The following is a 23,460-nucleotide window of genomic DNA, read 5'->3' as shown; positions in this document are numbered from 1 at the left end:
CCTGAGCCGGTAGCGCCAGTGGCCCCGGTTGATCCTGTGGCTCCGGTGGTACCTGAGCCGGTAGCACCAGTGGCCCCGGTTGATCCTGTGGCTCCTGTGGCTCCTGTGGTGCCTGAGCCAGTAGCGCCGGTGGCCCCGGTTGATCCTGTGGCCCCGGTGGTGCCCGAGCCGGTAGCGCCGGTGGCCCCGGTTGATCCTGTGGCTCCGGTGGTGCCTGAGCCGGTAGCGCCGGTGGCCCCGGTTGATCCTGTGGCTCCGGTGGCGCCAGCGGTGCCAGTAGCTCCGGTACTGCCGGAGGCACCAGCAGGGCCAGCGGGCCCTGTAGTGCCTGTGGCGCCCGTAGCTCCGGCACTGCCGGAGGCTCCGGCCGGGCCAGCGGGGCCCGCAGCGCCTGTGGTACCTGTAGCTCCGGCACCGCCAGTGGCACCAGCAGGGCCAGCGGGCCCTGTAGTGCCTGTGGTACCCGTGGCTCCGGCACTGCCTGCTGCTCCAGCGGGGCCTGCGGCCCCCCCAGCCCCGGTCGCACCTGTAGCACCGGCGGCTCCAGTGGCCCCCGTAGCGCCGGGCAAGCCCTGCCCAAATACATAAAAGTACTGTGCCAGCGGGGTGTTGGTCAAAGTGAAGTTGCCTGCATAGGTAGTCGTGGTGCCCAGCGGGTTGTAAATTTTGACGGTGCCATCGGTCACGGCAAACGCCGGGGTGCCCGCATCAAAAACCACGGTGCCGCCGCTCACCCCATCCATACCCGCACTCAACACCACATTGCCATTGGTGGTGGTCAGGGCAGCGGTTTTGACGTTGACCGCGCGCCCGGCGTTGGTGGTCAAGTCTCCCCGGGTGGTGGTAACGGCGGTTAGGGTGTGGGTGCCATCTTTGACGATGTTGACATCGCGCACGGCGGTAGAGCTAAAGCTGCCATCGGTGGTCGTCACTGGCGCGTACAGCGTGACATCGCGTCCGGCAATGCCGACCACGCTGCCCCAAGTGGCGGTGATGGCTTCGTTTACCACCACGTCGCGCACGGCGCGCAGTGTCAGGATGGAGACCGGTGCAGCCCCCGGTGCTTTAGTCCAGCTGACAGCAGTATCGACGGTGATATCACCGTTGCCAGTACCGCTGGCATTGGCGGTGTTGATGGTGACATCGGTGCCCGCTGTTAAGGCGGCAACGATGTCGGCGACGGCCACCGTGGCCGTGGTGGCGGCAGCGTCGGGGGTAAAAACGCCCCCGGCGAAGGTGCCACCGGTGGTGGCTGCCGCGATGGAGACATCGGCGGGGTCGAGCAGCCATGTGCCGCTTTGGCCCGCTGCGGCGCTGGCATTGATGCGGATGCCAGCCACGTCTAACCAGTGGCCGGAGGTTTCAACCAAGCCCCCGTTGCCGCCCTGTGCGCCGCCTTGGGCGCTGATGCTGCCGTAGGCGCGTGTGCTGTCATTGGCCCAGAGGATGACTTTGCCGCCTTGGCCGCTGCTGATGGCATCGGCTTGGATGCTGGCATCAGCGCTCATGTAGGTGGCCGAAGCGTTGGCTACTGCCGGATTTTGCCCTTGGTAGTCACCGCCCACCAGCACGGTGCCACCGCCAGCGTTACCGGATGCATCGACACGGGCCGCAAACAGGCCCACATGGTGCCCGGTGAGGGTGATTTGTCCCCCCGTTTGCGCTGCGCCTGCGCCGCTGGCGTCTACCACCCCCGCCACGCTCACGGTGCCCGCTTGGGCATCGCCGAGCAAGCGGATGCTGCCGTTGTGCTGTTCAATGCTGCGCGCTTGGATGATGCCGGTGTTATTCACGGCACTGGGCAGCAATTGGCTGGCCGAACGCGCCGTCATCAGCACTTGGCCGCCGTCGGCTTGGAGCAGGCCACCGTTGTCTGCCAGCGCATGCACCGCGCCTTGATCGACCGTGACACGCAGCAGGCCGTCTCCGGCCACATCCAAAGTCATCGCGTTGCCTGCGGCCAGCGCTACCGTGCCCAGCCGGGCGGTAATGGTGCCTTGGTTGCTGACGTTGGCACCGAGCAGTGCCACAGAGCCGCCGCCTTGGGTGGTGATGTTGCCTTGGTTGCTCACAGCGGCGGTGCTGGTGCCACTGAACTGGGTGCGTCCGGCCAAGAAGTCACTGTTGCTCAGGTTCAGGGTGGAAGCCACCAAGCCACCCACATTGACGTTGGCATTTTGCCCAAACAGGATGCCGTTGGGGTTGAGCAAGAACACTTGGCCGTTGGAGGACAGGCGGCCCAAGATGCTGGAGGCATCAGCGCCCAGCACTCGGTTGAGCAGCACAGCGTTGCTGCTGGGTTGCACAAACTGCACTCCTTCACCCGTGCCGATGTTAAAGCTCTGCCAGTTGATGGCTGCCTTGGGTGTGGTTTGGGTGATGGTGGTTTGCTGCGCTGTGGTGCTGATGCTGGCGGCACCGGCTGCCACGACACCGCCTTGGGGCAGTGCGGCTACCTGCGTACCAAAGCCGATGGCCAAGGCCACCACCAGTGCTTTGAGCGCACCGCCCGCGGCGGCGGTGGTGCCAGAGGAGGTTTTTTTGCCGCCACTGCGGGCGTTTTCTGCCACGGCCACAAAGGTGCCGGTGGTCTTATTCCAGAGAGAACGATAGATGCAATTCATGGGGTCCGTCCAGTATTCTTAAAAGGCTTTTTGCTTGGGGGCTTGGCTGCACACTGGGCTTAAAAATATTTCACGGCCTGAACCCAGAAGCGACCCGATGCATCAGGCGCGGAGGTGGCCGCGTCGTTGCCCAGCTTGCGGGCGTAATAGGCTTTGATGAAAAAATCATTGGCTACCGTCCAGTTCAGGCCGACGCCAGCACCACTGAGGGTGCGGTGGTTAGAGTCGGTAGTCCAAGGGTTTTTGTTGGTGCGCACACTGCCTGCATCGGCAAAGGCAATCAGCTGCAACTGGCCCGACGGGTGTGCAGAAAACCGTGGCAGCAACAAGCGCCCTTCTAGCGTCAGCACATAGCCTTGGTCGGCATAGGCTTCGCCTTCGGGGTAGGCGCGCACGGCATACATGCCGCCCAGCTCCATCTTTTCGGAGGCGTCTAGGTTTTTCGAGGCGATTTGGCCGTTGATGGCCGCATAAAAAGACACCGCCTCACTGATGTTTTGCAAGCGTGCCAAGTTGAAGGCCAGCTTTTCATAACGGCCATCGCTGCGGGCGCTCAGGTTATCGAGTGCGCGCACGGCAGGCGTTTGCAGGTTGATGTCTCCGGCTGACAGCGCCAGCGAGTACACATTGAGCGCGCCCCAGCCTGCGCTGTCGCGGTGGTCGCCGTACAGGCTGGCCGTCAGCACTTTGGCGCGTTTGTCTGCCACCGAGGAGGTGGTGTCAATCCGGTCTTGGAAGCTCTTGGCGTCAAAGGCCAAGCCAGCATACAGGTTGGTATCGCGTGAGCGGATCAGCGGGTAGCTGCCATACAGGCTGGCAATTTTGGCGTTGCCATGCGCGCCCAAGCTCTTGAACTCACGGCCCAGTTCATAGTCTAGGTGGCTGTAGGCCACGCCAAGGCGGGCCTTGCCCAGTTGCAGCTGATAGGAGGCGCGGGCGTAGTTCAAGCCGGTGCCTGCGGTCATGACGCGCAAGCTGGCCACATCGCCATAGCCCATCGGCTCATTCACATTGACCGTAGCCCCAAGGCGGTAGGCCCCGGTGTAGCGGTTGCCCGCGTTGTCGGCATCAATGCTGCCGCTCACGCGCTGGCCCGGTGTCAGCTCTACCAGCAGGTCAGAGGCGCCGGGCGTGGCACTGGGGGCCAGCGTCGATTGCACGTTCACGCCGGGCAAATCTGACAGCAGTAGCAAGCGGCTCTCTAGCGGTGCGTTGGTGATGAGATCACCGCTTTGCAGGCCACCTAACAAGCTACCAGCCTGTGCGTCAGATACCCGGCTTTTGTTGCGCAGTGCCACTTTGCCGTAGCGCCCTTCGATCACGGCAATGGTCAAAATGCCTTGTTGGATGTCTTGTGCGGGCAGGTAGGCTTGCGCCACAAAATAGCCGTTGCGCTGGTAGAGGTCGGCAATCAGTGCGGCCATTGCACGCAGTTGGGCCAGCGTCAGGTCACTGTCGGGCTTAAACCCGGTGGCCGCCAGCAGTGTCTGTTCAGAAAACGCCTGTGCGCCCGTCACGCGCAAGGCACGCACCAGCACGCGCGCGCCCTCTGTGGTGGCCGGTGCTGGCGCTGCGTTGGGTTGCACTTCTATGCGCGGTGCCCGGTGCTGCGGCATGTGCGTTGCAGGAATGTTGAGTAACTGGCTCCCCCCGGTGGGGAGCTGTTGGGCAGATGCACCCTGCTGGCCCAGTACCAGCAATGCGTAGGGGAGGTATTTGATGGTGGACATGGGCTCTTGCACGGTGATTGGTTTCAATCCGCCCATGTTCTTAGGAGGCTCTTGGCTAGTCTGTTCGCTAACACACAGACGCTTGGTCTTACTGTGCGATACAGGCCCGTCTGAACAGTAATAAAGTCAAAAAATTGCTCCCCAATAAGTAGCTATCAATGGTTACTCTGGCAAGAGAAGAAGCTATTTTTTTGCCAGTGCTTATATAGATAGGCGCATTTTTTACTTCCCTCTGTCATACAGCGGGGGTAAAAAGTAGGTGTCAGTCTTAACGCCAGACCGACGTTTTTGTGCACGCAGTGTTTACCAACGGGAGAATGCAAATGGCTTATTTCCAATGGGGAAACGACATGGCAATCGACAACGGCCTGATTGACCGAGATCACCAACTGCTGGTGCAGCAGGTCAATACCCTGCACACCGCTACCAGCCAAGGGCGCGGCCACGAGATAGTGGGGCCGCTGCTAGAGGCCATCATCCGAGACACCCTCAGCCACATCCGTCACGAAGAGCACCAGATGGAGGCCTTGGGCTATCCACAGCTCAATGAGCATAGGTTGGGCCACCAGCGCTTTGTTGCCGATCTAGAGGGCCTGCGCGCCCGTCACCAAGCCGGTGGCATCACCGTGGCGGCGCAATTGTCTGCACTGCTGCGCGATTGGCTGTCAGTGCATATCCGGCGTTTGGATAAAGAGCTGGCCCGCTTCATCCGCAAGCAACAACGCCAAGGTTGCGCTATTGCGCTGGCCTTGGTGTCTCATCACTAAGCCGTGCTAGAAAATGCATGGGCATTGCGCCCCGCTTCCTTGGCACGCTCAAGCTTATCCCAACTTCATGCTGCCGGTTTTGACGTAGCGGCTGTGCCACGACAGCGCCTCATCGAGCAGGTGCGGCGTGTGCTGGCCGCTGGCACCCTTTTTAGCGCGGGCCACGTAGTCGTGCAGCGCCGGACGAAAATCTGGGTGCGCGCACTGGTCAATAATGCGCTGGGCGCGCTGCGTGGGCGATAAGCCGCGCAAATCAGCCAAACCCTGTTCCGTGACGATAATCTGCACATCATGCTCGGTGTGATCGACGTGCGAGGCCATCGGCACAATGCACGAAATCGCACCATCCTTCGCTACCGACGGTGTGACAAAGAACGACAGGTAGGCATTGCGTGCAAAGTCGCCGGAGCCGCCAATGCCATTCATCATGCCCGAGCCCATGATGTGCGTCGAATTGACGTTGCCATAGATATCGGCCTCAATCATCGCGTTCATGGCAATGATGCCCAAGCGGCGCACCAGTTCGGGGTGGTTGCTAATTTCTTGGGGCCGCAGCAAGATGCGCTCGCGGTAAAAATCAATATTCTCGGTAAAGTCGGCCAGCGCCGTCTTGCTCAATGAAATGGCCGTGGCTGATGCCGACACCATCTTGCCTGCGCGCAGCAAGTCCAACATACCGTCTTGCAGCACCTCGGTGTAGCCGGTCAGTTGCTCAAACGGGCTATCCAGCAACCCGGCCAGCACGGCATTGGCTACATTGCCCACGCCCGATTGCAACGGCAGCAAATGAGCGGGCAGGCGGCCCTGCTTCACTTCAAATTGCAAGAAGTCGATGATGTAGCTGGCAATTTTTTGCGATACGGCATCGGGTGCGGCAAAACGCGTGTCGCGGTCGCCCTGCTGGGTGTGTACCACCGCTACCACCTTGGCTGGGTCTACGTGCAAATAAGGCTCGCCAATGCGCTCGTGCGGGTGCGTCATGGGGATGGGCTTGCGGTGCGGCGGCACGGCGGTGCCGTAATAGATGTCATGCATCCCGTCCATTTTTTCTGGCACTTGGGTGTTGACTTCCAAAATCACCTTGTCGGCCAAATCGAGCCATGTCTTGTTGTTGCCCACGGCAGTCGATGGGATCAAACGGCCATCGGGCAAGACACCTGCCACTTCCACCACGGCCACATCCAAATGGCCCAAAAAGCCAAACCAAGCGTGCTGCGCTACGTGCGACAAGTGCATATCGCTGAACTGCATCTCGCCGCTGTTGATTTTGTTGCGGCAGATCGGGTCAGACTGGAACGGCAAGCGCATCTCAATGCCATTGACTTTGGCTAGCGCACCGTCTAACTCCGGCGCGGTAGAAGCGCCCGTCCAAACGCTGATGCGAAACGGGTGCCCTTGAGCGTGCTCGTTCTCAATGCGCGCGGCCAGTGCCAGCGGCACCGCCTTGGGGTAGCCCGCGCCGGTAAAGCCGCTCATGCCCACATTGGCACCGGCAGGAATAAGCGCGGCTGCCTCATCGGCAGACATAACGCGCTGGAGAAAGTCTGGGTAACGAACCCGATCGGCCAAGGACATGGAAAAGCTCCGCAGGGGTGGAAAAGCTGCGGATTTTAGCCTTGGTCAGTAAAAATGTACGGGTTTTTACTTACAGGGTTTCTACGTAGTATTTAGAGCGATTCTTTCACTACTCGGCCATTGAGCGGTTGCACTGGGCGGGCATTAGCATTGAACAAACGCCGAAACGCCTTGATCTGGTCATTGCCCAGCGCTATAGGCCGTTTGAGCACCATCCAGTTCACTGATTCTGAGCACGGCGGCGTGGTCAGAGAGCCTTCAAAGCTGTAGTAGCTCTTGTCGGTAGGGAGCATGGCGGCCAAATCCAGCTCCAAGCCCTCGACGGTGATTTTTTCATTTGGGCGGGGCAGATGGTCAAACACAGGGGCATAGGCCGCGTTCTTGACGATGGGGCCGGGCTGCATCAGCACCGCCACCACGCCCAGTTGCCCTGCAGCGTTTTTATGCACAAAGTGCCCCACCATCGCCATGTGCTTGCCGCCGATAGTCTCCTCACTGGGGGTGTGGAAGTGAAACTGCAACAGGCTATAGGTTTGCCCAGCCACCTTGAGCTGGCTGCCTGGGGGCACATTCACCTGCACGGTGTGGCCGTTGTTCACGATGGTCGGCTCGGCCTTGTTGTATTCAAAATTCAGGCTCGGCAGCTCCGCCTTGACTGTGTTGCTGATGTCAATCGGGCTTTGGCGGCTCCCTTTGGCACAGGTTTCAAAAGCGGGATCCAACTCTGCCCAGTGGGCAGGGCCTTCGTGTTCACCTTGATAGGCCCAATGGTGGTGACCACCACCGCTGGCATAGGCAGCGCCACCAACAAGCGCAGCAAGCGCCAGAACCAAGGTTTTGACAACATGGGCAGAACTGAGCATGAGGATTTCCTTTCTGAAAAACCACAGCATGGCACATTCGCCTCCCCCACGGCGGTAGAAAATAGTGCAGAAATTTGCTTACTAAGGGTGTATAGGTGCCTTGCAAATTCTTGCAGAATATCTTCTCTACCAAAGTGGGCGCTACATTGCGGCCTATGTCCGAACCCCTGCCCGAAACGCCCCGCCCTCTTGCCCCTGATGCCGCAGCACCCCCCCAGCTTTGGTATGCGTGGCCGGTACGCGCTATCGAGCTTTGGTTGGAGGCCGATGGCCCACGCATGAGCGCTGCCATGTCGTTTTACGGCATGTTGAGCTTGGCCCCCTTGTTGGTGGTGATGGTGGCCAGCTTGGGCTGGTGGCTAGACCGGGCCGTGGTCGAATACAACCTGCTGGCGCAGATACGCACCTTTACCGGTGAGCGCACCGCCGAAGTCGTGCGCCAAGCCTTGGCCAGCGCCCAAGCCCCCTCCGAGGGGCTGGTGGCCTCGGTAGTGGCGCTGCTGCTGCTGCTGTGGGGGGCCACTGGGGTGTTTGCCGAGTTGCAATCGGCGTTTAGCCGCATCTGGCAAACGGTAACGGCTGCCCCCTCGCGCCTAGGCTGGCGCGAAACGGCCACCTTGCGTTTGCGCGGTCTGGCCTATTTGCTGGTGATGGGGTTTTTGCTGTTGCTGTCGTTGGTGTTGTCGGCAGCGTTGGCGGTGGCTACGGCATGGTTGGGGGTCTATTTTCCGTACCGCCTGCCGCTGCTGGTTTTGAGCGAAGGCGCTTCTTTTTTGTTTGCTACGGCGCTGTTTTTGGGCCTGATGCGCCTGAGCGCCAGCCCCAAGCCGCGCCTGCGTTTTTTGGCTTTGGGGGCGCTGTTGGGCGCTGGGCTGTTTACCGTGGGGCGGCATGGGCTGTCTAGCTACCTGTCTGGGGCGGCAGTGGTGTCGGCCTATGGGGCTGCAGGCTCGCTGGTGGCGCTGCTGGTGTGGATTTACTTTTCTTCGGCGGTATTGCTGTTAGCCGCAGCCTGCGCCAAGGCGCTAGAAGAGCAAGCCCCCGCCGTTCAGCCCGGCAGCCGGTAGCCCTGCTCTCGGAACAGCCGTACACAGGCATCTACCACTGCAGGTTCATAGAGCACACCTCGGTGTGCTTCAATCTCTTGCAATGCCATTTCTGGCCCCAAGCTCGGGCGGTAAGGGCGGTGCGACATCATGGCCTCCACCACATCGGCCACCGCCAGCACTTTGGCCTCAGGCAAGATGTCTGGGCCGTGCAGGCCCTGCGGGTAGCCTGAGCCGTTCAGGCGCTCGTGGTGTTGGTATACGGTCTGCGCAATCGGCCACGGAAAAACAATAGATCGCAAAATATCGTAGCCGGTTTTGGAGTGCTCTTGCACCAGCCTGAATTCCAGTTCTTTGAGCTTGCCGGGCTTACACAAAATCTCGGTGGGCACCCGAATTTTGCCAAAATCATGTACTACGCTGGCCAGATACAGGCCTTCGATTTGCTCTGGAGGCCATTGCAGCTCGCGCGCAATCGCTTCGGCCAAATCGGCCACCCGGCGTTGGTGGCCTGCCGTATACGGGTCGCGCAGTTCTACGGTTGAGCCGAGCATGGCGACAAAATCCACTAGCATCTTGCGTTGTTGCTTTTGGCTCTCTTGCAGCTTGTGGGTGCGTTCTTGCACCGCTTCTTCTAGGTGGTTGCGCAGGCGATCGACTTCCAGATGCACCCGCACCCGCGCCAGCAGCTCCTCGCGCTGGAAGGGCTTGGTGACAAAATCCACCGCTCCCAGTTCAAAGCCGTGCAGCTTCTCGTCGGTGTCGGTCAGGGCGCTGACAAAAATCACCGGCACCGAGGCAGTGTTGGGGTCGGCCTTGAGGCGGCGGCACACTTCAAAGCCATCCATTTCAGGCATACGAATGTCCAGCAGCACCAGCTCTGGCGGACTCATGGCTGCCGAGCGCAGCGCCAAGGCGCCGTTGATGGCCGAGCGCACATCGTAGCCCTCATTGCGCAGCAGATCCGACAGCAGTTTGAGTGAGGCTGGGGTATCGTCCACGGCCAGAATTTTTCCTTTATCAGACATGGGTGCGGGCTTCTAGCAGAGTAAGGATGGCCGGGTAAGCAAAATTATTCACCAAACGTTGCAGTGCTTTGCCCAGCACTGCATCTTGTGCAGCCACGGCTTGCAAGGCAGCAGTAATTCGTTCATCTTCTAGGCTCTCTAACGCTTGTTGGAATTGCTGGCATAGCGCCCTTGGCAGGCTGGCAAACATCTCAGGGGTCAAGGCGGTGGTGGGGTTGTCATCCACTTCGGGCAAGCCCTCGTACAGATAGCGCACTCCTAGGTGCTTGGCCATACAGTCAAAAATCTCGCTGGAGCGGTAGGGTTTGCGTACAAAATCATCCATGCCTGCGGCCAGCAGTTCGGTTTTTTGCTCTTGCAGCGCTGAGGCGGTCACGGCCACAATTTTCACCTCTTGGCCACCGGGCAACTGGCGAATGCGCCGCGTGGCCTCTACGCCGTCCATCACCGGCATCCGGTGGTCCATCCAGATAAAGTCTGGGTGCCACTCTTGGAACATCTGTACGCCCTTGGCACCATTTTCAGAAATGCGCCATTCAAAGCCTATCGCCCCCAGCAATTGCGACAGCAGAATTTGGTTGTCGCGCTGGTCTTCCACAATCAAAATGCGCCAAGGCTGCTGGCCCGGGGCCAAGCCCAGCACATCGCCGTGCTGTATGGCGTCGGGGTAGTGCATATCTGCTTCGGAGGCTTCCTGCAAAGGCAGCTCGATACGAAACACCGATCCAGTGCCTAGCCTGCTGTGCAGGGTGATTTGGCCGTGCATCAGTTGTACAAACTGGCGGGTAATGGTCAGGCCCAGCCCCGTGCCCTTGTTGATGCCTTGCTCGCCAATTTGGGTAAAGGGTAAAAAGATGCTCTCTTGGTCTTCTGGGGCAATACCCAAACCGGAGTCTTCTATCTCAATCACCAGATGCGACTGCTGGTTCTGCTGTGTACCTAAGCGTATCGACACACCGCCCTGCTCGGTAAATTTGACGGCATTGCCCAGCAGGTTGATGAGCACTTGGCGCAGCCGTGCCTCGTCGCCCACGATATAGCGCGGAAACTCCGAGTCCTGATCAATCAGCAATTGCAGGCCCTTTTCTTGCGCCCGTATCTGCATCATGTCGGTCACATCGCGCACCAGCGCGCCCAGATCAAAGGGCAACTGCTGCAATTGCACCCGCCCAGCCTCAATTTTGGCCATGTCCAGCACATCGTTGATGAGGGTTAGCAGGTGCTCACCGCTGCGGTTGATGATGTCTAAATTTTGCCGCTGGCGCTCAGGCAGCAGTGGGTCTTTGCGCATCATGTTGGAAAAACCCAGCACCGCATTGAGCGGCGTGCGCAGTTCGTGGCTCATGTTGGCTAAAAAAGCGCTTTTGGCTTGGTTGGCCGTCTCAGCAGCATTGCGCGCCAACACCAAATCGGCGGTGCGTTGCTGCACTTCGGCCTCCAGCCGGTCTTGGTAGCGGTGCATTTCTTCGTCTAAGCGCTGGCGCTCAGTCACATCGCGGGCGGCGGCCAGCACGCCCAGCACCTCCCCTGTCGCACTGCGAAAGATACCCGCGTTGTAGAGCACTTTGGTCACATGACCATCCACATGCCGTATCGACAATGTTTGGTCTATGACTTGCTCGTTGGCCAGTGCTTGCACAAACAGCGCATGTGCCTGCTCGCGTTCAGCGCAATGGTCGGCAAAATCGGTGCCAATCAGCGCTTGGCGGCTGCGGCCCGTCATTGTTTCGGCTGCACGGTTCAGGTCGGTGATGTGGCCGTTGCATCCCACCACCAACAGTGGGTCAAGGTGGGCCTCAATCAGACTGCGGCTGTAGCGCGAGGCAGTGTGCAGTGCCTGTTCGTTATGCGCCAGTGCGTCCAACATACGGTTAAAACTTTCGGCCAGCAGAGTGATCTCATCGGGCGCACCAGCAATATGGGCGCGCACCCTGGTATCGCCTGCACGCACGCTGTCTGCCACCTGCACCAGTGCTGCAATACGCCGGGCGAGGCGGTTTGCAATCATGATCGCCGCCAACAACGCCAAGACTGCGGCCAGCGCCACAAAAGCCAAGCTGCGCACTAACACCGCGCGCAATTCGGCCTGAATACTTTCGCGCCCCAGTGCCACCCGTGCCCAACCCAGATGGCGCGCTCCCAACGCAATGGGCACAGCCACATCAATGGTCTCGGCATCATTGACCAACAGTTGGTGCAGTCCTGTGGGGGCGTGCAGTAGCGCTGCGCTGGTGGTATCGCTCACAAACAGCCCCATTTTGCTGGGGTCGGTGTGGGCCAGCACCCGTCCGGTGGGTGAGAGCACCATCGCATAGCGCAGGTGCGGGTAGCTGGCAAACGAGACAATCACCTCCTCTAGCCCGACCAGATCATTGGCAAGCACCCAAGAGCGCGAACTCACTGCCAATGAATAGGCCAGCCCCCGTGCAGCATGGTGGTTTTCTTCATACAAACTATGGCTTTGTGTGCGCACCAGATAGGCTACCAAGGCACTAAACAGGCACAAAAAACCCAGCAAAAACACCAGCACAATTTGGCGTTTAAAGGCACCACCGGCTACCAAACGCCATCCGAAGGTGCTCATGGTAGTCTCTCAGGCAGGGGGCGTACTTTTTGAGAAAAAAGATGCAAAAATTCTTTGATGACCTGGTAGCGCCGGTTATCGGCACGCTCAAATTGCGACAACTCTAGGCGCTGGAGCAGGGCTTCACCCTCGGATGTGGTGTGCAGGGTTTCGAGCAGCACCGTGACTTTTTCTGCCAGTTCTGGTGGTACATCATCGCGCACCACAACGCCGTTATTAATCAGGTGTTCGGTTTGCCATTTCACTTCTAGCTCGGCAGCCTTTTCGGGCTGCTCTTTTTGGAATTCGCGCCATGGCAGAGGCCAAGTGGCGGCAGCAGCCGTATTGCCGTAATAAACATTCAGAATGGAAGATTCCTGCGAGCCAACATAAACGTTTTCGATGTCACGTTGTACATCCAAACCGTGGGTTTGTAGGTAGTACTGCGGCATCATGGTGGCAGCCAGCGCGGTGGCTGCTGGGTAGGCTACTTTTTTACCCTTGAGGTCTGTTGTTTTGCGGATGTCGCTGTCACGGCGTACCAAAATCAGCCCAGTAAACAACTGGTCATCGCCCATTTTGGCAATGACTCGGTAGCCGTGGTGCAAAGAGTTCAGGGTCTGGTATGGGTTGGGCAGGGCAAAGTCGAGCTGGCGACCGTAGAGCTTTTTTTCAAACTCTTCGTAATTGCGTGAGGCTTCTAGCCGCAGCGGCGTGTCGGGCAAATGACGATTTAGGTAGTCAATCAGCGGCCCATACAGAGCAAACAGCCGTGCAGGGTTGTGCAATGGGTGAATGGCAAACACATACTGGCGTACAGCACTGGGCGCTTTGGTGCTGTACTGTGGTGCCGTGTGCGCGTCCTCTGGCTGGGGGCCACAAGCCGCCAAGGCCATACACCAGCCTGCTAGCCACCATTTCACCATAGGAGAGCCCCCCGTTGTCTGCAATCTGGATGGGGCCATGATAAGCCCGTCCTAGGTAGCGTTGGAGCCAAGACGGGGGGAGATACAGCAATGGCTGTTTATACCCCCGCTGCGTGTGCCTGTTGGTCAGCGTGGTAGCTCGAGCGCACCATGGCGCCCACCGCAGCATGGCTAAAGCCCATTTGGTAGGCTTGCTCTTCAAACATCTTGAAGGTGTCTGGGTGCACATAACGGCGTACTGGCAAATGGCTGTTGCTCGGTGCCAAATACTGGCCAATGGTCAACATGTCGATGCCGTGGGCGCGCATATCGCGCATCACTTGCAAAATTTCTTCATCAGTCTCGCCCAATCCCACCATGATGCCGCTTTTGGTCGGTACATTGGGATGCAGGGCCTTGAACTTCTTGAGCAGGTTGAGGCTGAATTGGTAGTCAGAGCCGGGGCGCGCTTCTTTGTACAGGCGCGCTGTCGTTTCTAAGTTGTGGTTCATCACATCGGGCGGAGCCGCTTGCAAAATGTCCAGCGCCCGGTCATCACGGCCTCGAAAGTCGGGCACCAAAATCTCAATCTGCGTTTGCGGCGAGAGCTGGCGGATATGCTGGATGCACTCGACGAAATGGCCCGCGCCCCCGTCGCGCAGATCATCGCGGTCTACGCTGGTAATCACCACATATTTCAGTTTGAGCGCGGCAATCGTCTTGGCCAAGTTTAGTGGTTCGTCCTTGTCCAGCGGGTCGGGGCGGCCATGCCCGACATCACAGAACGGGCAGCGGCGCGTGCATTTGTCCCCCATGATCATGAAGGTGGCCGTGCCCTTGCCAAAGCACTCGCCAATATTGGGGCAGCTGGCTTCCTCGCAAACGGTGTGCAGCTTGTGTTCACGCAAAATGTCTTTTATTTCATAAAAACGGCTGCTGGTCGATCCCGCCTTGACCCGAATCCAGTCCGGCTTTTTCAGCACCTCGGCCTGCTCTACCTTGATCGGAATGCGCGACAGCTTGGCCGCCGCTTTTTGCTTGGCCAGCGGGTTGTAGGTTTCGGCAGATTGTGCTTCGCGCACGACTTCAGGAGTGCTCATAACGGATGGCTGGTAAGCGGTTCAGGGGGCCAGCCGGGTACTGAGCTGATAGGCCAGTACCTGTGCGGCTTCGTCCCAAGTGGTGTGGATGCCGATTGTAGAAAGATCAACTGTCTGTAAACCTGCGTAGCCACAGGGGTTGATACGCGCAAAGGGGCTGAGATCCATCGCCACATTCAACGCCACGCCGTGGTAGGTGCAGTGGCGACTCACCTTGATGCCCAGTGCGGCAATTTTGCCCAGCCCCACAAAGTCCGGCGTAGGCACGCTGCCATCCTCGCGCTTTTGCGGGCGCTGCGGCAGTTGCGCGTGGCTGTGTGGATCATCCAAGCGCACATAAATGCCGGGGGCACCAGCCACGCGGTGGCCGGTAACGCCAAAATGCGCCAAGGTACGAATCACCGCCTCCTCAAGGCGATAGACGTATTCCTTCACGTAGTAGCCAGCACGTTGCAAATTCAGCAGCGGATAAGCCACCACTTGGCCGGGGCCGTGGAACGTCACTTGCCCGCCGCGGTTGGTGCTGACCACCGGAATGTCACCGGGGGCGAGTAAATGCCCAGCCTGTCCGGCCAAGCCTTGGGTAAAGGTGGCCGGGTGCTCGCACAACCAGATTTCGTCGGCCTGCTCGGCAGTGCGTGCCGCCGTGAAATCCTGCATCGCCTGATAACTGTCCAGATACGGCACACGGCCCAGCCAGCGCAGGGCAATCGCAGTGTCTGCGGTGGGCATATCAGAGCACCACTTTCACCAGAGGGTGCGCTGTCAAGGCGAGGTACAACCCATCCAATTGCTCACGGCTGGTAGCGGTGATGGTGATGGTGATGCCCAAGTATTTGCCCCCACTGCTTTCGCGCAGCTCCACGGTGGCGGCATCAAAAAAAGGGTCAAACTGCCGCGCCAGCGTCGTTACTGCGGGCAGCAGTGCATCCACTTTGACCCCCATCACCTTGATCGGAAACAGGCTGGGGTACTCGATCAGCGAGTCTTTGCGTGGATCGCTACTGGCTGTATCTGATGATGAAGGGGTATGCAAGCCAGAAGTAATAGTCATCGGGTAACCTTGGTGGGTAGCTTTCAGGTGCCCCTGATTGTGCGGCAGTTGCGCAAAACAGATGGTTTCCAGAGTCAAGTGCCTGTCTCACGTAGGTGTGAATGCCTTTGGCTCCAGAGCGCAAAGACACAGCAAAGCCACCGATGCAACAGATAATTTGTCGCACACGGGGGTTTTTACTTATAATCAAGGGCTTTGTGAAGGTTTCAGTGTGTAACGTAGCGGAGCAAAACGATGAAAACAATCGCTCCGTTCGATACAGAAGCTGAGGCCGAAGAGTCCGACTTCAAGCCCCTCAGTGCAGAACAAGCGCAAGTGTGGCGTCAGAGCCATAAGGTGCTGTCAGTGTGGCGTGTTATCGCCATTCAGGTGGCAGTAGGCGTGCTGATGGCCTTGCTGCTGGGGCTGGTTTCTGGCAAAACGCACTGGGGCTGGTCTGCTGCCTATGGCGCGTTGGCTGTGGTGCTTCCTGCAGTGCTGTTTGCACGTGGCATGAATCGCCAAAAGTTCGCTCAGTCCGGCGGCAGTGCGATGGCAGGGTTCTTTGTCTGGGAGCTGGTCAAAATTGTGCTCACCGTAGCCATGTTGGCGGCTGCGCCCCGGGTGGTAGCGCAGTTGAGCTGGCTGGCCTTACTGGCTGGCATGGTAGTGACGATGAAAACGTACTGGATTGCGCTCATGGTGCAGTCCAGTGTCCGAAAAACCGATTGATTAAGAGAAGAGTTGTCCGATGGCCGCAGATGCGCACGCTCCAACTGCAAGTGAATACATCGTTCACCACTTGCAGCACCTTCAAAATATCAAGCAAAAGTCCATTATCGATTTTTCGGTGGTCAATTTTGACTCCGTGATCGTCAGTGTCACCATTGGTGTGCTTGGGCTTTTCTTCTTGTGGCTGGGGGCACGTACGGCAACTTCGGGCGTGCCAGGCCGTTTCCAAGCCGCCGTCGAGCTGCTGGTCGAAATGGTAGACAACCAAGCCAAAGCCAATATCCACAACGCAGAAAGCCGCAAGTTCATCGCGCCGTTGGCGCTGACCGTGTTTGTCTGGATTTTCCTGATGAACGCCATGGATTTGTTGCCCGTGGATTTACTGCCCGCCATTTGGGCACAGATTTACGGTGCTGCTGGTCATGATCCACACCACGCTTATCTGCGTGTCGTGCCCACTGCCGACCTGTCCACCACGCTGGGCTTGTCTTCTGCTGTGTTGGTGTTGTGCCTGATCTACAGTGTCAAAATCAAGGGCCTAGGTGGCTGGGCGCATGAACTGGTGACTGCTCCCTTCGGTACCAGCAAAAATCCTGTCTTCGCCCTGATTCTGGGTGTGGTCAATCTGCTCATGCAGATCATTGAATACGTTGCCAAAACGGTTTCGCATGGTATGCGGTTGTTTGGCAACATGTACGCTGGTGAGTTGGTGTTCATGCTGATTGCCCTGATGGGTGGTGCTGCTGCCATGTCGCTTTCCGGTGTGTTGCTCCCTGTGGGGCACATCATTGCAGGTTCGATCTGGGCGATCTTCCACATCCTGATCATTACCCTGCAAGCCTTTATTTTCATGATGCTGACGCTGATCTATCTCGGCCAAGCGCATGAAGCCCACTGACCATTTCCCTTTCCTTTCTTAACCTTTCTTTTTTACATCAGGAGTCATCATGGAAAACATTCTCGGTCTCGTCGCTCTGGCTTGTGGTCTGATCGTTGGTTTGGGCGCTATCGGCGCTTCCATCGGTATCGCTTTGATGGGCGGCAAGTTCCTGGAAGCTTCGGCACGTCAACCTGAGCTAATCAACGAACTGCAAACCAAGATGTTCATCTTGGCTGGTCTGATTGATGCGGCTTTCCTGATTGGTGTGGCTATTGCCCTGCTGTTCGCTTTCGCCAACCCCTTCGTTCTGGCCTAATCTCCGATCAACGCCCAAATAGAAAGGTGTTGCCGTGAGTATCAACGCGACCCTGTTCGTTCAGGCCATCGTCTTCTTGATTCTGGTGCTGTTCACGATGAAATTCGTGTGGCCCCCGATTGTCAAGGCGCTGGACGAGCGAGCCCAGAAAATCGCCGATGGTCTCGCTGCTGCCGACCGTGCCAAGTCCGAATTGAGTGCTGCTAACCAGCGCGTCGAGAAGGAACTGTCGCAGACGCGCAATGAGACGGCTGCCCGTCTGGCTGATGCCGATCGCCGTGCCCAGGCCATCGTTGAAGAAGCCAAGGCCCGCGCCAGCGAAGAAGCTCAGAAAATTATTACTGCTGCGCAGGCGGAAGCCAAGCAACAGGTGGTGCAGGCCCGTGAAGCACTGCGTGAGCAGGTGGCTGTGCTGGCTGTCAAGGGCGCCGAGCAGATTCTCCGCAAGGAAGTCAACGCCGGTGTTCATGCAGATTTGCTGAACCGCCTCAAGACTGAACTGTAAGGGAAGCATTCATGGCCGAAATCGCCACCATTGCCCGCCCTTACGCCGAAGCCCTGTTCAAAGCCTGCACGGCGGGTGCAGGCGTCGATCTGGGTAGTGCCACTGCTTGGGTCGAGGAACTGGCGGTGATTGCCGCCGATCCCCAACTGCGTCAGTTGTCCGATAACCCCAAGGTCAGCCATGACCAGTTGTTTGACCTCATTGCAGGTTTAACACGTTATGCCTTGCCTGACATGGGGCGCAATTTCTTGCGCACTATGATTGAAAACGGGCGTTTGGATGCCTTGCCCGAGGCTGCGGTGCAATTTCGCGCCTTGGTCAATCGCAGCAGCGGCTCTTCTGATGCCGTTGTCTACAGTGCTTTCCCTGTCGATAGTACCGCGCTGGCCGATTTGGGCGCATCGCTCGAAAAGCGCTTTGGCCGCAAGCTCAATCTCACGATGCAGCAGGATGAGTCCCTGATCGGTGGGATTCGGGTCGTGGTAGGAGATGAAGTGCTCGACACTTCGGTCAAGGCACGTCTGGAACAAATGAAAGCGGCCCTCACTGCGTAATGCGCGGCTTGAGGTTTCGGCTAAACAAAGAAAGAAGGAAAGAGTCATGCAACTCAATCCCGCAGAAATTTCTGAACTGATCAAGAGCCGCATTGAGGGTCTGTCAGCCAGCAGCGATATCCGTAACCAAGGCACCGTGGTGTCTGTGTCTGACGGTATCGTGCGCATTCATGGCTTGTCGGACGTGATGCAGGGTGAAATGTTGGAGTTTCCTGCCTCGGCAGATGGCACTCCTTCCTACGGTCTGGCACTGAACCTGGAGCGCGACTCCGTCGGTTCCGTGATCTTGGGCGAGTACGAGCACATCTCTGAAGGCGACACGGTTAAATGTACCGGCCGCATTTTGGAAGTGCCCGTAGGCCCCGAGTTGGTCGGCCGTGTGGTCAATGCCTTGGGTCAGCCCATCGACGGCAAAGGCCCCATCAACGCCAAGATGACCGACGTGATCGAAAAGGTCGCTCCGGGCGTTATCGCTCGTAAATCGGTGGATCAGCCTCTGCAAACTGGCCTGAAGTCCATCGACTCGATGGTGCCGATTGGCCGTGGCCAGCGCGAACTGATCATTGGTGACCGTCAAACCGGTAAGACCGCTGTGGCGATTGACGCCATCTTGGCCCAAAAAGGCCAAGGCGTTACTTGTATCTATGTTGCCATCGGTCAGAAGGCTTCGTCGATCAAGAACGTAGTACGCGCCTTGGAACAAGGCGGCGCGATGGATTACACCATCGTCGTGGCAGCTTCTGCTTCCGAATCGGCTGCTATGCAGTATGTGTCGGCCTACTCTGGCTGCACGATGGGCGAATACTTCCGCGACCGTGGTGAAGACGCCTTGATCGTGTATGACGATCTGTCCAAGCAAGCCGTGGCTTACCGTCAGGTTTCCCTGCTGCTGCGTCGTCCCCCAGGCCGTGAAGCCTACCCCGGCGACGTGTTCTATCTCCACAGCCGTCTGCTCGAGCGTGCTGCCCGTGTCAATGCCGACTACGTCGAGGCCTTCACCAAGGGTGCCGTGAAAGGCAAGACTGGTTCCCTGACCGCACTGCCGATCATCGAAACCCAAGCCGGTGACGTGTCTGCCTTCGTGCCTACCAACGTGATCTCCATTACCGATGGTCAGATCTTCTTGGAAACCAGTCTGTTCAATGCCGGTGTTCGCCCCGCTATTAACGCTGGTATCTCGGTGTCCCGCGTCGGTGGTGCTGCCCAGACCAAGCTGGTCAAGAACCTGTCTGGTGGTATCCGTACCGATTTGGCCCAGTACCGTGAATTGGCTGCGTTTGCGCAGTTCGCCTCCGATCTGGACGATGCGACCCGCAAGCAACTCGACCGCGGTGCCCGCGTCACTGAGCTGCTCAAGCAAGCCCAGTACAGCCCTCTGTCCATCTCTTTGATGGGTGCTACGCTGTTTGCTGTGAACAAGGGTTTCATGGACGACATCGAAGTCAAAAAGATTTTGGCTTTCGAAAGCGGTCTGCACCAGTTCCTCAAGACCAGCCATGCTGCCTTGCTGGAAAAGCTGGAAAAAGACAAGGCCATGGACAAGGATGCTGAAGCTGCATTGACCGCTGCCATCACAGCGTTCAAGAAGTCGTTCGCTTAAACCGGACGAGGAACCATCATGGCAGCAGGCAAGGAAATACGCGGCAAGATCAAGTCGGTAGAAAACACCAAAAAGATCACCAAAGCCATGGAAATGGTGGCGGCATCCAAAATGCGCAAAGCGCAAGACCGGATGCGTGCTGCTCGGCCCTATAGCGAAAAAATCCGCAATATTGCAGCCCATCTCAGCCAAGCCAACCCGGAGTACACGCATCCGTTCATGCAAGTGAACGATGCCAAAACTGCGGGCGTTATTGTGGTCACCACCGACAAGGGATTGTGCGGCGGCATGAATACCAACGTGCTGCGTGCAGTTACCAACAAGCTGCGCGATATGCAGTCTGCTGGTATCTCTGCCGAGGCGGTGGCCATCGGTAACAAGGGGCTGGGTTTTCTGAACCGTGTCGGTGCCAAGGTGGTTTCTCAGGCGATCGGTTTGGGAGATACACCTCACTTGGACAAGCTGATTGGCCCAGTGAAGGTGCTGCTCGATGCGTACGCTGAAGGCAAGATCAACGCGGTGTACCTGTGCTACACCAAGTTCATCAACACCATGAAGCAAGAGTCGGTAGTGGAGCAGTTGCTGCCCCTATCGTCCGACGCCATTCAGACAGACGAGAAGGCCAGTGCCCACGGTTGGGATTACATCTACGAACCCGATGCACAGAGTGTCATTGACGATCTGCTGGTTCGCTATGTGGAGTCGTTGATCTACCAGGCAGTAGCCGAGAACATGGCATCCGAGCAATCGGCGCGCATGGTGGCAATGAAGGCAGCTACAGACAACGCTGGCACCGTCATCAATGACTTGAAGCTGGTCTATAACAAAACGCGTCAAGCTGCGATCACGAAGGAACTCTCCGAGATCGTCGCTGGTGCGGCTGCCGTCTGATCCGCGACGCCGTCACGGTTTAAAAATTTTTGGAGCAAAAAATGGCTCAAGTTCAAGGAAAAATCGTTCAGTGTATCGGCGCTGTGGTCGACGTTGAGTTCCCTCGTGACCGCATGCCCAAGGTCTACGATGCACTCAAACTCGAAGGCTCCGCACTGACCCTGGAAGTTCAGCAACAGTTGGGCGATGGCATCGTTCGTACGATTGCTCTAGGCTCTTCGGATGGTCTGCGCCGTGGCTTGATGGTCACGAACACTGCAGCTCCCATCACCGTGCCCGTGGGCAAGGCAACGCTGGGTCGTATCATGGACGTGCTGGGCGCGCCCATCGACGAGCGTGGCCCTGTGAGCCACGAGCTGACGGCCTCTATTCACCGCAAGGCCCCGGCCTACGATGAACTGTCGCCTTCACAAGAACTGCTGGAAACCGGTATCAAGGTGATTGACTTGGTCTGCCCGTTCGCTAAGGGCGGTAAGGTCGGTCTGTTCGGTGGTGCCGGTGTGGGCAAGACCGTCAACATGATGGAACTCATCAACAACATCGCGAAGGCCCACAGCGGTCTGTCGGTGTTTGCTGGTGTGGGTGAGCGTACTCGTGAAGGGAACGACTTCTACCATGAAATGGCCGATTCCGGCGTGGTGAACTTGGAGAAGCTCGAAGACTCCAAGGTGTCCATGGTCTACGGTCAGATGAACGAGCCTCCGGGCAACCGTCTGCGCGTCGCCCTGACCGGTCTGACCATCGCTGAGTCCTTCCGTGACGAAGGCCGTGACGTGTTGTTCTTTGTGGACAACATCTACCGTTACACTTTGGCCGGTACCGAAGTATCCGCTTTGCTGGGTCGTATGCCTTCTGCCGTGGGTTACCAACCTACATTGGCCGAAGAAATGGGTCGCCTGCAAGAGCGTATTACCTCCACCAAGGTTGGTTCGATCACTTCCATCCAAGCCGTTTACGTGCCTGCCGATGACTTGACCGATCCTTCGCCTGCTACCACCTTTGCCCACTTGGACTCCACTGTGGTGCTGTCGCGTGACATCGCTTCGCTGGGTATTTACCCTGCGGTTGATCCGCTTGACTCCACCAGCCGTCAGCTCTCGCCTGATGTCGTCGGTGAAGAGCACTACAACGTGGCCCGTGGCGTGCAAAACACGCTGCAACGCTACAAGGAACTGCGCGACATCATCGCCATTCTGGGTATGGATGAACTGGCCCCAGAAGACAAGCTCACTGTGGCCCGTGCCCGTAAGATCCAGCGTTTCCTGTCGCAACCGTTCCACGTGGCGGAAGTGTTTACCGGTTCGCCCGGCAAGTACGTGTCGCTGGCTGAAACCATCCGTGGTTTCAAAATGATTGTGAACGGCGAGTGCGACCATTTGCCCGAACAAGCCTTCTACATGGTTGGTACCATCGACGAAGCCTTCGAGAAAGCCAAGAAGATGGCCTAAAGTGGTTTGCCGGGCAAGTGTTGCCCGGCCACTCACCACTTAAAAGCCCTTTTTGCAGACTTCCAAAGGAATCCAGATGGCCAACACCCTACATGTTGACGTTGTCAGTGCTGAAGAGTCCATCTTCTCAGGGCAGGCGCTTTTTGTTGCCTTGCCCGGCGAGGCTGGCGAGTTGGGCGTCTATCCGCGCCACACTCCGCTGATTACCCGTATCAAGCCTGGTTCGGTGCGTATTGAGATGGCCGATGGCAGCGAAGAATTCGTCTTTGTCGCCGGTGGCATCCTAGAGATTCAGCCCGACCGTGTCACTGTGTTGTCTGACACCGCTGTACGCGGTAAAGACCTCGATGATGAAAAGGCAAATGAAGCTAAAGCTGCAGCAGAAGAAGCGTTGAAAAACGCCAAGAGCGAAATTGATCTGGCACGCGCCCAGTCCGAGTTGTCCATCATGGCGGCACAGATTGCAGCGCTGCGCAAATTCCGCGAAAAACGCTGATACGCACGAAAAGTTGCTTCTAGCGATAAGAAAGCCACCTACTCAGGTGGCTTTTTTTATGTTTTTTATCATCTTGATGCAGTTTTTATTTAAAAACTCTGATGTCGGAAAAGCTATGCTATAATTCTGTTCTCTACGGAGGAGTGCCCGAGTGGCTAAAGGGGGCAGACTGTAAATCTGTTGGCTTACGCCTACGCTGGTTCGAATCCAGCCTCCTCCACCAAATAAGTACGCTAGAACACACTGGTGTGGCTGTGCGGGAGTAGTTCAATGGTAGAACCCTAGCCTTCCAAGCTAATGGCGCGGGTTCGATTCCCGTCTCCCGCTCCATGTGTTGAAAAATAAAACAAGGCTTTAGGTTTTGTTTGCCCATGTGGCTCAGTGGTAGAGCACTCCCTTGGTAAGGGAGAGGTCGCGGGTCCGATTCCCGCCATGGGCACCAAGTTTCCTAGTGTATCCGTACATTGCATAAAAGTCCTGTCGTGTTGTTGTAGTTTTTTTCGGAGTCGAAAAAATGGCAAAAGGTAAGTTTGAACGCACCAAGCCCCACGTCAACGTGGGCACCATCGGTCACGTGGACCACGGCAAGACAACCCTGACGGCAGCTATTGCTACCGTGTTGTCGGCCAAGTTTGGCGGCGAAGCCAAGGCCTACGACCAGATCGACGCAGCCCCCGAAGAAAAGGCACGCGGCATCACCATCAACACCGCCCACGTTGAGTACGAAACCGCCAACCGCCACTACGCTCACGTTGACTGCCCCGGCCACGCCGACTACGTCAAGAACATGATTACTGGTGCTGC

The 23,460-nt window shown here is 57.8% G+C and carries 22 protein-coding genes and 3 tRNA genes; 15 read left to right on the top strand and 10 right to left on the bottom strand.

The annotated features are described in order from the left end of the window. Both BMX55_RS12305 and BMX55_RS12300 read right to left on the bottom strand, forming a co-directional pair. Positions 1-2,624 (bottom strand): two-partner secretion domain-containing protein (locus BMX55_RS12305; protein WP_218144493.1); only part of this gene is annotated, 2,624 nt, incomplete at its 3' end. A gap of 59 nt (positions 2,625-2,683) precedes the next feature. Beyond that, positions 2,684-4,354 (bottom strand): ShlB/FhaC/HecB family hemolysin secretion/activation protein, encoded by a 1,671-nt coding sequence (locus tag BMX55_RS12300; RefSeq protein WP_091458281.1) that lies wholly within the window; start codon positions 4,352-4,354, stop codon positions 2,684-2,686. 317 nt (positions 4,355-4,671) lie between these two features. Between BMX55_RS12300 and BMX55_RS12295 the strand changes: the two genes are divergently transcribed. Further along, entirely contained in the window at positions 4,672-5,121 is a 450-nt protein-coding gene (locus BMX55_RS12295) for a bacteriohemerythrin (RefSeq protein ID WP_342707685.1), read from the top strand. Positions 5,122-5,175: 54 nt separating this feature from the next. Here BMX55_RS12295 and scpC read toward each other — a convergent pair whose 3' ends face one another. Both scpC and BMX55_RS12285 read right to left on the bottom strand, forming a co-directional pair. After that, positions 5,176-6,696 (bottom strand): succinyl-CoA:acetate CoA-transferase ScpC, encoded by a 1,521-nt coding sequence (gene scpC / locus BMX55_RS12290; protein WP_091458147.1) that lies wholly within the window; start codon positions 6,694-6,696, stop codon positions 5,176-5,178. Positions 6,697-6,788: 92 nt separating this feature from the next. Continuing rightward, complete coding sequence (locus tag BMX55_RS12285; RefSeq protein WP_218144492.1) at positions 6,789-7,559, bottom strand: carbonic anhydrase; 771 nt, start codon at positions 7,557-7,559, stop codon at positions 6,789-6,791. Positions 7,560-7,714: 155 nt separating this feature from the next. Between BMX55_RS12285 and BMX55_RS12280 the strand changes: the two genes are divergently transcribed. Continuing rightward, the gene (locus BMX55_RS12280; RefSeq protein ID WP_091458143.1) at positions 7,715-8,626 is read left to right on the top strand and encodes a YihY/virulence factor BrkB family protein; all 912 of its coding nucleotides are present in this window, start codon (positions 7,715-7,717) and stop codon (positions 8,624-8,626) included. Here the strand turns inward: BMX55_RS12280 and BMX55_RS12275 are convergent. From BMX55_RS12275 to BMX55_RS12250, 6 genes are all read right to left on the bottom strand, one after another. Further along, positions 8,608-9,633: an HD domain-containing phosphohydrolase gene (locus BMX55_RS12275; protein ID WP_091458141.1), complete on the bottom strand. Its 1,026-nt coding sequence runs from the start codon at positions 9,631-9,633 to the stop codon at positions 8,608-8,610. The two genes, BMX55_RS12280 and BMX55_RS12275, sit on opposite strands and share 19 nt — an antisense overlap. Next, on the bottom strand, positions 9,626-12,217 hold the full coding sequence (locus BMX55_RS12270; RefSeq protein ID WP_091458139.1) for an ATP-binding protein: 2,592 nt from the start codon (positions 12,215-12,217) through the stop codon (positions 9,626-9,628). Before BMX55_RS12270 ends, BMX55_RS12275 begins: the two co-directional genes overlap by 8 nt. Beyond that, positions 12,214-13,122 carry a phosphate/phosphite/phosphonate ABC transporter substrate-binding protein gene (locus BMX55_RS12265; protein WP_091458137.1) on the bottom strand — a complete coding sequence of 303 codons (909 nt, stop codon included), beginning with the start codon at positions 13,120-13,122 and terminating at the stop codon, positions 12,214-12,216. Before BMX55_RS12265 ends, BMX55_RS12270 begins: the two co-directional genes overlap by 4 nt. A 98-nt stretch (positions 13,123-13,220) precedes the next feature. Next, positions 13,221-14,201, bottom strand: coding sequence for a lipoyl synthase (lipA, locus tag BMX55_RS12260; protein WP_091458135.1), 981 nt, complete (start codon positions 14,199-14,201; stop codon positions 13,221-13,223). A 21-nt stretch (positions 14,202-14,222) separates the two neighbouring features. Further along, on the bottom strand, positions 14,223-14,933 hold the full coding sequence (lipB, locus tag BMX55_RS12255) for a lipoyl(octanoyl) transferase LipB (RefSeq protein ID WP_091458134.1): 711 nt from the start codon (positions 14,931-14,933) through the stop codon (positions 14,223-14,225). Position 14,934: 1 nt separating this feature from the next. Next, positions 14,935-15,255, bottom strand: a complete 321-nt coding sequence (locus BMX55_RS12250; RefSeq protein ID WP_091458278.1) for a YbeD family protein — start codon at positions 15,253-15,255, stop codon at positions 14,935-14,937. A gap of 234 nt (positions 15,256-15,489) precedes the next feature. On the opposite strand from BMX55_RS12250, the gene BMX55_RS12245 reads away from it, so the two are divergent. The 13 genes from BMX55_RS12245 to BMX55_RS12185 all read left to right on the top strand — a co-directional run. Beyond that, on the top strand, positions 15,490-15,966 hold the full coding sequence (locus BMX55_RS12245) for an ATP synthase subunit I (RefSeq protein WP_091458133.1): 477 nt from the start codon (positions 15,490-15,492) through the stop codon (positions 15,964-15,966). A 19-nt stretch (positions 15,967-15,985) separates the two neighbouring features. Next, positions 15,986-16,864: a F0F1 ATP synthase subunit A gene (gene atpB, locus BMX55_RS12240; protein WP_091458131.1), complete on the top strand. Its 879-nt coding sequence runs from the start codon at positions 15,986-15,988 to the stop codon at positions 16,862-16,864. Positions 16,865-16,913: 49 nt separating this feature from the next. Beyond that, positions 16,914-17,162, top strand: coding sequence for a F0F1 ATP synthase subunit C (gene atpE, locus BMX55_RS12235; protein ID WP_091458130.1), 249 nt, complete (start codon positions 16,914-16,916; stop codon positions 17,160-17,162). Between the two features lie 34 nt (positions 17,163-17,196). Continuing rightward, positions 17,197-17,667 (top strand): F0F1 ATP synthase subunit B, encoded by a 471-nt coding sequence (locus tag BMX55_RS12230; protein ID WP_091458128.1) that lies wholly within the window; start codon positions 17,197-17,199, stop codon positions 17,665-17,667. A gap of 11 nt (positions 17,668-17,678) precedes the next feature. Continuing rightward, on the top strand, positions 17,679-18,221 hold the full coding sequence (locus tag BMX55_RS12225; protein ID WP_091458126.1) for a F0F1 ATP synthase subunit delta: 543 nt from the start codon (positions 17,679-17,681) through the stop codon (positions 18,219-18,221). A 46-nt stretch (positions 18,222-18,267) separates the two neighbouring features. After that, the gene (gene atpA, locus BMX55_RS12220) at positions 18,268-19,821 is read left to right on the top strand and encodes a F0F1 ATP synthase subunit alpha (protein ID WP_091458124.1); all 1,554 of its coding nucleotides are present in this window, start codon (positions 18,268-18,270) and stop codon (positions 19,819-19,821) included. 18 nt (positions 19,822-19,839) lie between these two features. Continuing rightward, positions 19,840-20,712: a F0F1 ATP synthase subunit gamma gene (gene atpG, locus BMX55_RS12215; RefSeq protein ID WP_091458122.1), complete on the top strand. Its 873-nt coding sequence runs from the start codon at positions 19,840-19,842 to the stop codon at positions 20,710-20,712. 41 nt (positions 20,713-20,753) lie between these two features. Next, positions 20,754-22,160, top strand: a complete 1,407-nt coding sequence (atpD, locus tag BMX55_RS12210) for a F0F1 ATP synthase subunit beta (protein WP_091458120.1) — start codon at positions 20,754-20,756, stop codon at positions 22,158-22,160. A 76-nt stretch (positions 22,161-22,236) separates the two neighbouring features. Then, entirely contained in the window at positions 22,237-22,656 is a 420-nt protein-coding gene (locus BMX55_RS12205; RefSeq protein WP_091458118.1) for a F0F1 ATP synthase subunit epsilon, read from the top strand. 137 nt (positions 22,657-22,793) lie between these two features. Then, positions 22,794-22,879, top strand: a tRNA-Tyr gene (locus tag BMX55_RS12200). Between the two features lie 33 nt (positions 22,880-22,912). Beyond that, positions 22,913-22,986, top strand: a tRNA-Gly gene (locus BMX55_RS12195). 37 nt (positions 22,987-23,023) lie between these two features. Beyond that, positions 23,024-23,098 (top strand) — tRNA-Thr (locus tag BMX55_RS12190). A 72-nt stretch (positions 23,099-23,170) separates the two neighbouring features. After that, positions 23,171-23,460, top strand: a 290-nt coding sequence (locus BMX55_RS12185) for a GTP-binding protein (protein WP_245751436.1), incomplete at its 3' end; no start/stop codon positions are given.

The sequence above is a fragment of the Giesbergeria anulus genome, from assembly GCF_900111115.1.
In the GTDB taxonomy this organism is placed as follows: domain Bacteria; phylum Pseudomonadota; class Gammaproteobacteria; order Burkholderiales; family Burkholderiaceae_C; genus Simplicispira; species Simplicispira anulus.
The sequence above is the reverse complement of the archived record's forward strand: the minus strand, read 5'-3'. Positions and strand labels throughout refer to the sequence as shown.

Bases quoted from the DNA above. Each gene is read 5' to 3' on its own strand.
- atpA (WP_091458124.1), top strand. From the start codon at position 18,268: ATGCAACTCAATCCCGCAGAAATTTCTGAACTGATCAAGAGCCGCATT.
- atpB (WP_091458131.1), top strand. From the start codon at position 15,986: ATGGCCGCAGATGCGCACGCTCCAACTGCAAGTGAATACATCGTTCAC.
- BMX55_RS12300 (WP_091458281.1), bottom strand. From the start codon at position 4,354: ATGTCCACCATCAAATACCTCCCCTACGCATTGCTGGTACTGGGCCAG.
- scpC (WP_091458147.1), bottom strand. From the start codon at position 6,696: ATGTCCTTGGCCGATCGGGTTCGTTACCCAGACTTTCTCCAGCGCGTT.
- atpE (WP_091458130.1), top strand. From the start codon at position 16,914: ATGGAAAACATTCTCGGTCTCGTCGCTCTGGCTTGTGGTCTGATCGTT.
- lipB (WP_091458134.1), bottom strand. From the start codon at position 14,933: ATGCCCACCGCAGACACTGCGATTGCCCTGCGCTGGCTGGGCCGTGTG.
- BMX55_RS12270 (WP_091458139.1), bottom strand. From the start codon at position 12,217: ATGAGCACCTTCGGATGGCGTTTGGTAGCCGGTGGTGCCTTTAAACGC.
- atpD (WP_091458120.1), top strand. From the start codon at position 20,754: ATGGCTCAAGTTCAAGGAAAAATCGTTCAGTGTATCGGCGCTGTGGTC.
- BMX55_RS12205 (WP_091458118.1), top strand. From the start codon at position 22,237: ATGGCCAACACCCTACATGTTGACGTTGTCAGTGCTGAAGAGTCCATC.
- BMX55_RS12225 (WP_091458126.1), top strand. From the start codon at position 17,679: ATGGCCGAAATCGCCACCATTGCCCGCCCTTACGCCGAAGCCCTGTTC.
- BMX55_RS12275 (WP_091458141.1), bottom strand. From the start codon at position 9,633: ATGTCTGATAAAGGAAAAATTCTGGCCGTGGACGATACCCCAGCCTCA.
- BMX55_RS12245 (WP_091458133.1), top strand. From the start codon at position 15,490: ATGAAAACAATCGCTCCGTTCGATACAGAAGCTGAGGCCGAAGAGTCC.
- BMX55_RS12265 (WP_091458137.1), bottom strand. From the start codon at position 13,122: ATGGTGAAATGGTGGCTAGCAGGCTGGTGTATGGCCTTGGCGGCTTGT.
- BMX55_RS12285 (WP_218144492.1), bottom strand. From the start codon at position 7,559: ATGCTCAGTTCTGCCCATGTTGTCAAAACCTTGGTTCTGGCGCTTGCT.
- BMX55_RS12295 (WP_342707685.1), top strand. From the start codon at position 4,672: ATGCAAATGGCTTATTTCCAATGGGGAAACGACATGGCAATCGACAAC.
- BMX55_RS12250 (WP_091458278.1), bottom strand. From the start codon at position 15,255: ATGACTATTACTTCTGGCTTGCATACCCCTTCATCATCAGATACAGCC.
- BMX55_RS12280 (WP_091458143.1), top strand. From the start codon at position 7,715: ATGTCCGAACCCCTGCCCGAAACGCCCCGCCCTCTTGCCCCTGATGCC.
- atpG (WP_091458122.1), top strand. From the start codon at position 19,840: ATGGCAGCAGGCAAGGAAATACGCGGCAAGATCAAGTCGGTAGAAAAC.
- lipA (WP_091458135.1), bottom strand. From the start codon at position 14,201: ATGAGCACTCCTGAAGTCGTGCGCGAAGCACAATCTGCCGAAACCTAC.